Source organism: Streptomyces sp. NPDC002845, assembly GCF_053591955.1.
This window is the reverse complement of record NZ_JBSFUU010000070.1, coordinates 46135-54215: the sequence shown is the minus strand read 5'-3', so window position 1 is coordinate 54215 and position 8081 is coordinate 46135. Positions and strand designations below refer to the sequence as shown.

General features: G+C 72.1%; 11 protein-coding genes and 1 pseudogene. 5 read left to right on the top strand and 7 right to left on the bottom strand.

Going from position 1 to position 8081, the window contains the following annotated elements; genetic code table 11:
* Positions 1-96 precede the first annotated feature (96 nt).
* Genes ACWD3C_RS36290 through ACWD3C_RS36280 form a run of 3 tightly spaced genes read left to right on the top strand, consistent with a single transcriptional unit; the run spans position 97 to position 2146 of the window.
* Entirely contained in the window at positions 97-525 is a 429-nt protein-coding gene (locus tag ACWD3C_RS36290; protein WP_451150797.1) for a VOC family protein, read from the top strand.
* A gap of 31 nt (positions 526-556) precedes the next feature.
* Positions 557-1342, top strand: a complete 786-nt coding sequence (locus ACWD3C_RS36285; RefSeq protein ID WP_451150795.1) for a VOC family protein — start codon at positions 557-559, stop codon at positions 1340-1342.
* 6 nt (positions 1343-1348) lie between these two features.
* Complete coding sequence (locus ACWD3C_RS36280; protein WP_451150793.1) at positions 1349-2146, top strand: methyltransferase domain-containing protein; 798 nt, start codon at positions 1349-1351, stop codon at positions 2144-2146.
* A 5-nt stretch (positions 2147-2151) separates the two neighbouring features.
* Here the strand turns inward: ACWD3C_RS36280 and ACWD3C_RS36275 are convergent.
* Positions 2152-2488 (bottom strand): annotated as a pseudogene (locus tag ACWD3C_RS36275) (DUF952 domain-containing protein).
* Here ACWD3C_RS36275 and ACWD3C_RS36270 point away from each other — a divergent pair.
* Positions 2388-2618 carry a hypothetical protein gene (locus tag ACWD3C_RS36270; RefSeq protein WP_451150805.1) on the top strand — a complete coding sequence of 77 codons (231 nt, stop codon included), beginning with the start codon at positions 2388-2390 and terminating at the stop codon, positions 2616-2618. The pseudogene ACWD3C_RS36275 and the gene ACWD3C_RS36270 overlap by 101 nt on opposite strands.
* On the opposite strand, the gene ACWD3C_RS36265 is transcribed toward ACWD3C_RS36270, so the two are convergent.
* From ACWD3C_RS36265 to ACWD3C_RS36250, 4 genes are all read right to left on the bottom strand, one after another.
* Positions 2582-3820: an RNA polymerase sigma factor gene (locus tag ACWD3C_RS36265; protein WP_451150791.1), complete on the bottom strand. Its 1239-nt coding sequence runs from the start codon at positions 3818-3820 to the stop codon at positions 2582-2584. The genes ACWD3C_RS36270 and ACWD3C_RS36265 overlap by 37 nt on opposite strands.
* Positions 3817-4230 carry a YciI family protein gene (locus tag ACWD3C_RS36260; RefSeq protein WP_451150789.1) on the bottom strand — a complete coding sequence of 138 codons (414 nt, stop codon included), beginning with the start codon at positions 4228-4230 and terminating at the stop codon, positions 3817-3819. Before ACWD3C_RS36260 ends, ACWD3C_RS36265 begins: the two co-directional genes overlap by 4 nt.
* Positions 4231-4376: 146 nt before the next feature.
* Complete coding sequence (locus ACWD3C_RS36255; RefSeq protein ID WP_451150787.1) at positions 4377-4601, bottom strand: hypothetical protein; 225 nt, start codon at positions 4599-4601, stop codon at positions 4377-4379.
* Positions 4602-4697: 96 nt separating this feature from the next.
* On the bottom strand, positions 4698-5282 hold the full coding sequence (locus tag ACWD3C_RS36250) for a dihydrofolate reductase family protein (protein ID WP_451150785.1): 585 nt from the start codon (positions 5280-5282) through the stop codon (positions 4698-4700).
* 110 nt (positions 5283-5392) lie between these two features.
* On the opposite strand from ACWD3C_RS36250, the gene ACWD3C_RS36245 reads away from it, so the two are divergent.
* The gene (locus tag ACWD3C_RS36245) at positions 5393-5983 is read left to right on the top strand and encodes a TetR/AcrR family transcriptional regulator (RefSeq protein WP_451150783.1); all 591 of its coding nucleotides are present in this window, start codon (positions 5393-5395) and stop codon (positions 5981-5983) included.
* A 30-nt stretch (positions 5984-6013) separates the two neighbouring features.
* Here ACWD3C_RS36245 and ACWD3C_RS36240 read toward each other — a convergent pair whose 3' ends face one another.
* Both ACWD3C_RS36240 and ACWD3C_RS36235 read right to left on the bottom strand, forming a co-directional pair.
* Positions 6014-6619: a GNAT family N-acetyltransferase gene (locus ACWD3C_RS36240; protein WP_451150781.1), complete on the bottom strand. Its 606-nt coding sequence runs from the start codon at positions 6617-6619 to the stop codon at positions 6014-6016.
* 293 nt (positions 6620-6912) lie between these two features.
* Positions 6913-8079, bottom strand: a complete 1167-nt coding sequence (locus ACWD3C_RS36235) for a family 2 encapsulin nanocompartment cargo protein polyprenyl transferase (protein WP_451150779.1) — start codon at positions 8077-8079, stop codon at positions 6913-6915.
* Between the last annotated feature and the right edge of the window lie 2 nt (positions 8080-8081).

The window sequence follows — 8081 nt, the reverse complement described above, 5'->3', positions numbered from 1 at the left end:
CGCCGCAGTGCCCGGATGCGATTCTCCCCCGCAAGCGGGAGGTGCCCCCACCCCGGCGTGAACGCCGGGGCATCCTCGCAAGAAACAGGTGAACCCATGCAACCCAACACGGACCTGAAACTCGGGCAGTGCTTCATCGCCGTCGACGACCACGACAAGGCGCTCGCCTTCTACCGTGACGTACTGGGCCTGGAGGTCCGGCGCGACGTCGGCTTCGAGGGCATGCGCTGGGTCACCGTCGGCTCACCGCTCCAGCCGGACGTGGAGATCGTCCTGGAACCCCCGGCCGCGAACCCGGACACGTCCCCCGCCGACCGGGAGGCCATGGCCGAGCTGCTCGCGAAGGGCATCCTGCGCGGCGTCATCTTCACCACCGCCGACTGCGACGCCCTCTACGCCCGCGTCCACGCCTCCGGCGCCGAGGTCCTCCAGGAGCCGATGGACCAGCCGTACGGGGTGCGGGACTGCGCGTTCCGGGATCCGGCCGGGAATATGCTGCGGTTCATGGAACGCTCCGACGACTGATCATCGTTTCGAAGGAGCTGGGAGTACTGCCATGGCTGAGGCGATCCGCTGGACGTACGCCTTCATCGACCGCCCGGCGGCGGAGTTCGACGCCGCGTGCGATTTCTGGACGGCGGTGACGGGGACGAAGCCGTCCGAATCACGGGGCGAGCGCGGCGAGTTCGTGACGCTGCTGCCCGACGGCCACGACGGGGCGGACGCCTGCCTGAAGGCACAGGCAGTCGAGGCAGCTCCCGGCGGCGCGCACCTGGACCTGGCGGTGGCCGACGTTCCGGCGCTGGTCGCCTCGGCGCTGGACCTCGGCGCCGAGGCCGTCACCCGGCACGACGGATGGGCCGTGCTGCGCTCCCCCGGCGGCCAGTTGTTCTGCGCGGTGCCGTGGCACGGGGAGTCGGTACGGCCGCCAGTGGTGGACGGCAGCCGCCTGGACCAGGTGTGCGTCGATGTGCGGCCCGCCGCGTACGACGCCGAGATCGCCTTCTGGGCGGAGCTGACCGGCTGGGAGTCGGGCCCCACCGCGCTCCCCGAGTTCCACTTCGTGAGGCCCCCGGCCGATCTCCCCGTCCGCATCCTCGTCCAGCGCCTCGGCACCGACACCACCGGCGACACCGAGGCCTCCGACCTCCCCGCCTCCGCCCACCTCGACCTCGCCTGCGCCGACATCGACGCGGTACGGGCCGGGCACGAGCGGCTCGGCGCCACCTTCGTCGCCCACGGGACGAGCTGGACGGTGATGCGGGACCCGGCGGGCAGCACGTACTGCCTGACGGGCCGCGACCCGGAGACGGGCATACGGCCGCCGGCCACGAGGCCCTGACCCCACATGGACGGCCCCTCGGCAGCCCGCTTCTACGACCAGCTCGCCCCCGACTACCACCTGATCTTCCCCGACTGGGACGCGAGCATGGCCCGGCAGGGCGCGGCCCTGGACCGGCTGGTCCGCGATCGGCTCGGCGCGGCCGACGCCTCCGTCCTGGACTGCTCCTGCGGCATCGGCACCCAGGCCATCGGCCTCGCCCTGCGCGGCCACCGGGTGACGGGGACGGACCTCAGCGAGGTGGCGGTCGCCCGCGCGGCACGGGAGGCGGCGCTGCGGGACGTACGGCTGCGCACGGCGACCGCCGACATGCGCCGACTCCCGTTCCCGGCCGCACGGTTCGACGTGGTCGTGTGCGCCGACAACTCCCTGCCGCACCTCCTCACCGAGCAGGACGTCCACACGGCCCTGGCCGAGATGCGCCGCGTCCTCCGCCCCGGCGGCCTCCTGCTCCTCAGCACCCGCCCGTACGACGAGATCCTGCGCGCCCGCCCCCGCTCGACACCCCCGCAGCTCAACGCGACCCCCGCCGGCCGCACGATCACCTTCCAGCTCTGGGACTGGCACGACGACGGCGAGCACTACGACCTGGAGCACTTCCAACTCGTCCAGGAACTCCCCCGCCGCGTCCCCCACGGCGACGACTGGCAGGTCCGCGTCCGCCGCACGACCTACTGGGCCCTGCCCCCGCCCCGCCTGACCGCCTTCGCCACCGACGCGGGCTTCACCACCCCCGAGTGGCACTCCCCCGAGACGACCGGCTTCTTCCAGCCACTGCTCACGGCACGGGTCCGCACAGGCTGAGCCGGTCAGACGACGGCCGCCCCGCCCCCGTCCCAGGGCTCGACGGCCACGACGGCGGCCACGGGTATCGGCCCGTACACGTGCGGGAACTCCTCACCGCCGGGCTCCGCCACCTCGTACCGCACCGGCACGTCGAGCAGTGACGGGTCGACGACCAGCACCACCAGGTCGTCGGGCCCGGTGTACGCCCCGTACAGGAAGGCCGCCACCGGCGGGAGCCGGCGGTCGGGCGGAGCAGTGGATGAAGCCCTCCTCCGCGAGGGTGCGCCCGCGCGTCGACATCTCGTACGAGCCGGAGGCGAGCGCCGCGTCCCACAGGGAGCGCTCGGTGATGTGCAGGATCTCGCCCGGTACCGCGCGAGAGGGGCCAGGGGCGTGTTCGGACGCGGAGGAACTGAAGGACCTGAAGGAACCGGAGGAAGCCATGCGGCAACGCTACGGCGCCAGCCGTGCCGCCCGCCCCCGCAAATAGCGCTGCTCCGGCAGGCTGAGCGTCTTGCGGGCGGCCGACTCGTACGCGGCGCGGGCCCCGGCCGGGTCACCCGCGCGTTCCAGGAGATGCGCGCGGACCGCGTCGAGGCGGTGGCTTGTCTTCAGCTCCGGCTCCAGTACGGCCAGTTCGGCGAGGGCGGCGTGAGGGCCGTGCACCATGGCGACGGCCACCGCTCGGTTGAGGCGCTCCACGGGACCGGGGACCAGGTCGACCAGGACGTCGTACAGGCCGAGGATCTCCCGCCAGTCCGTCGCGTCGGAGGTCGGCGCCTCGTCGTGGACGGCCGCGATCGCGGCGCGCAACTCGTAGGGCCCGGCCCGGCCCTGGGACAGCGCGCTCGTCACCAGGGCCACGCCCTCGTCGATCTCCGCCTTGTCCCAGAGGCCACGGTCCTGTTCGTCGAGCGGGATCAGGTCGGCGCCCGGGCTTGTGCGGGCGGCGCGGCGGGCGTCGGTGAGGAGCATCAGGGCGAGCAGGCCCGCCACTTCGGGGTCCTCGGGGAGCAGCCGGTGCGCGGTACGGGTCAGCCGGATCGCCTCGCCCGCCAGGTCCGCCCGTCGCAGGCTCGCCCCGGAGGTCGCCGTGTAGCCCTCGTTGAAGATCAGGTAGAGGGTGTGGAGGACCGCGGGCAGCCGCTCCCGCCAGTTGTCGGGCCGCCCGAACTGTACGCCCCGCACCCGCTGCTTGGCCCGGCTGATCCGCTGCGCCATCGTCGCCTCGGGGACGAGGTACGCCCGCGCGATCTCCGCCGTGGTGAGACCGCCGACGGCCCGCAGGGTGAGGGCGATCTGGCCGGGTGGAGGCAGGTCGGGGTGGCAGCAGAGGAAGAGGAGGGTGAGGGTGTCGTCCTCGTTGGGGGCCCGGTCCGCGCCCGGCGGCGGTGCCACGAACGCGTCGCGCGGTGTCAGCGCCACGGCCTTCTCCTCGCGCAGCCGCCGGGCCTCCTCGCTGCGCAGGGCGTCCGTCAGCCGCCGTGAGGCGACCTTGATCAGCCAGCCGCGCGGATTGTCGGGCAGCCCGGCCTCCGGCCACTGTCCGGCGGCCGCGAGCAGTGCTTCCTGTACGGCGTCCTCGGCGGCGTCGAAGTGGCCGTACCGGCGTACGAGCGCGCCGAGGACCTGCGGCGCATACCGGCGCAGCAGGTCCTCGACGTCAGTCGTACTTCTGGCCGTACGGCTCACACATCCCCCGCGCCGTCCATGATGGGCCGGATCACCACGGGGTAGTCCGGAGCGCCCTCGGGAACCGGGCACCGCGCCACCCGCTCGGCGATCTCGGTGACCCGCTCCAGGCTCGCGCAGTCCAGGACCCAGTAACCGGCCAGCAGTTCCTTCGTCTCACCGTAGGGGCCGTCGGTGATCACGGGCTTGCCGTCCTTGCCGAGGGAGACATGACGGGTCTGCGCGGGCTCGGCGAGGCCCTGCCCGTCGATCATCTCGCCGGTCTCGGAGAGGTCGTCGTTGATCGCGCTCATGTAGGCGTACATGGCCTGCAGCTCCTTTTCGCTCCAGGCCGGGCTGTGCGCGTTCGCGTTGCCCTGCATGGCCTCGTAGTCGGCCTGCGTGCCCTGCACCATCATCAGGTACTTCATGATCCGCTCCTTCGCTTTCCGTCTGCTCGCACCGCCCGCTCCGGGCGACTCTCACAGGGGACGTCGGAGCCGTCCCACGATTCTCTACACGGCCGCGCAAGATTTTTTCGAACGACGGACTACTCTCCGGAGCATCGAACGACGGACTACTCCGGAGCATCGTTCGGCGGTTCACTCTCCGTGCCCTTCACGACTGGTTCCCCGGGCTTGTCCCGGGGCGCCTCCTCGGAACCCTCGAACCTCTCGCACTTCGGGTTCCGGCAGGCTCCAGGGCCCCAGACCGGCACGTAGGCGCCCAGCGTCTTGTGCCGTCGTACGACGGTCGGAACGGGCTGTCCGCAGGAGGGACAGACGTGCTCTTCTGTGCCCATGCCCTCAGGGTATTGCGGTACGGGGCCGAGCGCTCCCCACCGTGCCCTTGCTTCCCACCGCGTCAGCCCTTCCTGCTGTACGTCTGCAACGTCTCTTCAGCGCTTCCTGCTGTACGTCCGCACGACCGCCCCGTTCCCGAACGCGCGGACCTCGTCGAGCGTGAACTCGGTGATCGCGAAGCCGGAGCCGAACATGGGCATGCCGGTGCCCAGCACGATGGGGTACGACTTGATGACGAGTTCGTCGACCTCGTCGATCAGCGCGCCCGCGAGTTGCGAGCCGCCGCACAGATAGATACCGAACTCGCTCTCCTCCGCCTTGAGCTCGCGGACCTTGCCGACCAGATCGTCCGAGATGATCTCGACGTGCGGGTCGGGCGACTTCTGGAGGGTGCGCGAGGCGACGTACTCGCGCAGGTGGGCGTAGGGGCTGGTGACGCCGACCTCCAGGGCCAGGTCGTAGCTGGCGCGGCCCTGGATGATCGTGTCGAACTTGCGGTTCGGGAGGTCGTCGATGCCGGTGGCGCGGCGGCCGTGGGTCGGCATCGTCTCCGGATACTCCGCCTTGAGGAACTCGAAGAACTCCTCGTCGACGAAGGGGAGCATGGACTGGGCGTCGCCGCTCGGGTCCCCGATGAACCCGTCGAGCGAGCAGGCGATGAAGTAGCTGAGCTTACGCAAACCGGTCTCTTTCCGTCGTCTCGTCGTCCACCATCAACCACTTCAGTTATAGTGCTTCAACTGTAGTGGTTGCAAGGGAATTCCCGAGGGATGTGTGCAAGGAGGCCCCGATGGCAAGGAACCCGGAGCGCAGGGCAGTCCTGGTGGACGCCGCCGTGGAGGTGCTGGCGCGGGAGGGTGCGCGGGGGCTGACGTTCCGCGCGGTGGACACCGAGGCCGGGGTGCCGGTGGGCACCGCGTCGAACTACTTCACCAGCCGCGACGACCTGCTGGGCCAGATCGACACCCGGATCCACGAACGCCTCGCGCCCGACCCCGCCGTACTCGAACGCCTCATGGAGTCCCCGAAGGACCGCATCCTCGTCCTGGCCCTCATGCGCGACCTGATGAGGCGCGCGACCCGCGACCGCACGGGGTATCTGGCCCTCTTCGAGATGCGCCTGGAGGCCACCCGCCGCCCGGCCCTGCATGCCTCGTACACCAAGTCGGTGCGCGGGGACCTGGAGGACGGCATGCGGTTCCACCGCGAGGCCGGGCTCCCCGGCGGCGACACCACCGTCACGGTCCTCTACCTCGCGATGCTCGGCCTCCTCCTGGAGCACCTGACCCTGCCGGGCGTCCTGGACGGCGTACTGCCCGGCGTCGACGTACCGGACGGGCTGCTGGATCGGATCGTGGACACGATCGTGCCCGAGGAGTGACCACGGGGGTGACCACGGGCCCGGGGGTGTCTACCCCTGCGGTTCGCGCCACATCGGCCACAGCGGCGGGCCGTCCGGGAGGTCGACCGCGCGGCCCGTGAAGACGAAGCCGAGCCGCTCGTACAGCCTGCGGCTGCGCGGATTGCTGGCCTCCAGGTAGGCGGGTACTCCCTCGCGGTCGCAGCGGTCGAGGACGGACCGCATGAGGGCCGTGCCGAGGCCTTCGCCCTGGTGCTCCGGGGCGACCGCGATCAGCCACAGGTACTCGTGGGCGCCGCCCGCCGGGTGGACCTCGCCCGTCAGCCTGCCCACCAGCTCGATGCGCTCGTTGCCGGGGTCGATCGCCTCGCGCAGCCGCGCGGGTCCGTCCTCGTCTCCGTCGCCCTCGCCCTGGCCGTCCGACGCCGGCACGGACAGCCACAGCGCGCACGCCGTACCGTCCTCGGTCACGTCGACACGCCCCTCGGCGAACACGACATCGGCGAACGTGGCCATCAGCCGGGGGTGTTTGGTACGGCGGTCCGCCGCGTCCGGGAAGATCCAGACGCTCACCGGGTCGTCGTCGAACGCCGCGTCCAGCAGCCGGACCACCTGCTCGCGGTCGCCCTCGCCCGCCGTACGGATCGCCACGCCCATGCGCCGCCTCCCCCGTCAACTCCCCGCGTACACCGACCGTTGCAGCCTAGCGAGCCTCACGGGAGAGCACGGAGCGACGGGGCCCGCACGCCGTGGGGATGTGCGGGACCCGCCCCGGCCGGAGCCACCGAGTGCCGTACGGGGTCAGGTCCGCACGACACCGGTGGCTCCGGGGTCTTCACCTACGGGTGCACGACCTTCAGTCGTCGCCCTGCCCTTCAGTTGCCCTCCTGCCCTTCAGTCGCTGTCCGGCCTTCAGATGCAGTCGGCCCTTTCAGCTGCTGTCCGGCCCTTCAGCTGCTGCGCCGCGTCACGAACTCCGCGAGGGCGAGGAGACCGCCCGCCGCCTCCGGGTCCGGGACCGCGCGGGCGAGCTCGTCCATGGCCCGGGACATCCGGTCGGCCGCCTGGACCTGGGCCCAGTCGCGGCCGCCCGCCCGCTCCACGGCGAGGACGGTGCGCTCCAGGTCGCCCGCGCCCCATTCTGCGGACGGCAGCCCGTACAGCTCGGCGAGTTCGGTGGCCGCCGGGGTGTCCGAGGAGAGCGCGGCGACCACGGGCAGGGACTTCTTGCGGGCGATGAGGTCCGCTCCGGCCGGCTTGCCGGTGCGGCCCGGGTCGCCCCAGATGCCGATCACGTCGTCGATGAGCTGGAAGGCGAGCCCGGCCTCCCGGCCGAACGCGTCCAGCGCCTCGACGTCCTCCTCGCCCGCCCCCGAGTACAGCGCGCCCAGCGCACAGGCGCACCCCAGGAGCGCGCCCGTCTTGGCCTCGGCCATGGAGAGCACCTCGTCGAGGTGGACCTCGTCGGGGCCGCGCTTCTCCATGGCCGTGTCGGCGTGCTGGCCCGCGCACAGTTCGACGACGCAGTTCGCGAGCCGGGCGGCGGCCGCCGCGGACGCCGGATGCGGGTCCTCGGCGAGCAGCCGCAGGGCCAGCGCCTGCAGGGCGTCCCCGGCGAGGATCGCGTCGGCGTCGCCGAACACGGTCCACGCGGTGGGGCGGTGCCTGCGGGTGGTGTCCCGGTCCATCACGTCGTCGTGCAGCAACGTGAAGTTGTGGACCAGCTCGACCGCCGCCGCGGCCCGTAGGGCCCTGGACTGCAGCCCGCCGAGCGCTCGGGCGGCGGTGAGCACGAGCGCGGGGCGTATCGCCTTGCCCGCGCTGTCCGTCGCCGGGGTGCCGTCCGCGTGCTGCCAGCCGAAGTGGTAGAGCGCGATCCGGCGCATCGAGCCGGGCAGCGACTCGACGGCCCTGCGCAGTTCGGGGTCGACAGACGCCCGCGTCCGCTCCAGGATGACCGCCGCTTCCTGCCCGTCCGAGGGGCCGGCCGCGTCGCCCTGCCCCTCGCCGCCCGGGCCGAGAGAACTCGCGATGGGGTTCCGCCTTTCCGGGATCTCGGTCGGTCCTTCCAGGGTCCCGGCCGGGCCCTGCTTCGTCTCCGTCATGAACTCACCCATGG